The 2140-nt window shown below is 36.8% G+C and carries 1 protein-coding gene and 2 pseudogenes; 1 reads left to right on the plus strand and 2 read right to left on the minus strand.

What is annotated here, in order from left to right; translation table 11 throughout:
* A pseudogene (locus I6F53_RS19995) lies at positions 1–390 on the plus strand (methionine synthase); the annotation flags it as partial.
* Between the two features lie 508 nt (positions 391–898).
* On the opposite strand, the gene I6F53_RS20000 reads toward I6F53_RS19995, so the two are convergent.
* Both I6F53_RS20000 and I6F53_RS20690 read right to left on the minus strand, forming a co-directional pair.
* Entirely contained in the window at positions 899–1450 is a 552-nt protein-coding gene (locus I6F53_RS20000) for a cytochrome b (protein ID WP_166420346.1), read from the minus strand.
* A gap of 501 nt (positions 1451–1951) precedes the next feature.
* A pseudogene (locus tag I6F53_RS20690) lies at positions 1952–2140 on the minus strand (transposase); the annotation flags it as partial.

Here is a 2140-nt window from a genome sequence, read left to right on the forward strand (position 1 = left end):
GGCATTAAAGCCAATACAGATTGGAAAAAAACACTAGGAAGCGAATGGCGACAGTACGAAGAAGCATTCCCTAAGCTGCAGCAATCTAATATCGATATTATCTCACTAGAGTGCCATAACTCGCATGTACCAATGGATTTACTAGAACTCATTCGCGGTAAAAAAGTAATGGTAGGCGCAATTGATGTAGCAAATCATACTATCGAAACGCCAGAGGAAGTAGCTAATACGCTACGTAAAGCACTGCAATTTGTAGATGCAGACAAACTCTACCCGTGTACAAACTGCGGCATGGCTCCACTACCTCACCATATAGCCAGAGGTAAACTAAATGCCCTGAGCGCTGGGGCTGAAATTATAAGAAAAGAGTTATTAGAAAAGAGTTATTAGATAAGAACTAGAAAAGTAGCTTTGAAATACAAATTGTAAACAATAACAGCTGTCGCATCATGTCATGATCAAACCTATAAACATGGTGCGCTAGTTAAAATTTAAAGGACAAAGTTTAGGTTAGATACTTAATTTTTTTTCATTAAAAAGCTCTAGCCTGTTTTTTGAAAAATCGATACCAGCTTGGTATTGAATAAAAAAGGGAGACCCTAATAAGCCATGCCTCCCTGCTCACCACCCGCTACCTATACATGGTCAAGATTAAATGATACAAAAACAGGACTCTCAAACAAGGCATTTCCTAATTCTATTGAATGAACTTCTATATCACCCATAGCGTGCTTGGAAGTACCCATGTTGTTGATAATATCGAGAGCATTAGAAAGCTGCATAAAAAATCGAAATTCGTCAAAAGAATTCGGATTCTTACATACCTAAAAGATCGTTCAAGTGCTATTAACTATTTCTTAAAGGATCGGCATTAGAGACTGTGTCTCCCTTTTTACTTTTATTTTTTAGGTAAACACATTCGCGATACCGTATTATCAGCCAAAATATAATGGTGAAACAAAGCCGCAGCTGCATGTAAACCTATTACGTAATACCCTACTTCCCCTGCGGTCTCATGTATCTCTTTAATACTTTTAGCAAGCTCGTTGTTTTGAGCAGCCAAAGCAGGCAATTCTAAACCAAAAAACGGAATAGGTTTACCCGCCATACTCAATATTAACCAACCCGCAATTGGCATAGCAAACATAAAAACATACAGCGCAAGGTGTACACATTTAGCTAATGTATTTTGCCATTTTGCAGGCTCAGGTTTTATCGCAGGTTCCGCGCCACCCACTACACGCGCAACTAACCTCACACTGACTAAAACTAAAACCGATAACCCCAACATAAAATGCCACATTTTAAAGGCATCACGCGTTTCAGTGCCTTTTTCAAATAATTCACGTAGCTCAATACTGCCGTAAACAGTGACAATTAAAATAAGCATAAGCCAATGTAAGGCAATAGAGAGTGTATTGTAATGAGTTGTTGTGTTTTTAAAGTTCATAATGCCTCTTTAAATAAAAGAAACGCATTTGAGTTAAATGCCCACTCTATGCGTAATTAATATGAAGTATCAAGTTAACCTGTAATCACCCACGTTTTAATGATCTAAAACATAAATTTATTACTTTTAATCCAAGATATTGTTTAGGGCTTGGGTATTAGCATAAGTGAGTAAACTTAAAATAAACTTACGTACTTCATTGAAATTAAATAGCAGTCATAAATACCAAACTACCAAACTAGACTAGACTACCAAACAGAGACTACCAAACTAGACCAAACAGAGACTACCAAACTAGACAGCCACGCTAATTGAACAAACAAAACTGCGCCACTAAATTTGCTCTTCATGTTCAGAGTTTATCTTTTATTACTGGGTCACTTTCATTTCATCTAATAAATAAGTCATTAGCATTCTTAAACCTAAATTACGCGCATGAAAATAACTGCAAAATTGCAGTTTTAACATTTTACTGAATGGTTTTACTGAGTAGCTTAAGTTTTATGCGAGTAGCTTTTCGCAATTACTGATATTTGAGCGCCGTTTACGCTTTAAATTTTCACAGTAACTTGCTTGTGATGTGGGCCTGCCTACTGCGCCATGAAATACGCGTGTAAATTGTGTGGTGAGTTTTAACCAGTTTTCGGGGGATATATTAAGTCTTTCTAGCAAAGGAAGGTTCATATTATC

The organism is Pseudoalteromonas sp. SWN29 (assembly GCF_015864465.1).
Taxonomy (GTDB): domain Bacteria; phylum Pseudomonadota; class Gammaproteobacteria; order Enterobacterales; family Alteromonadaceae; genus Pseudoalteromonas.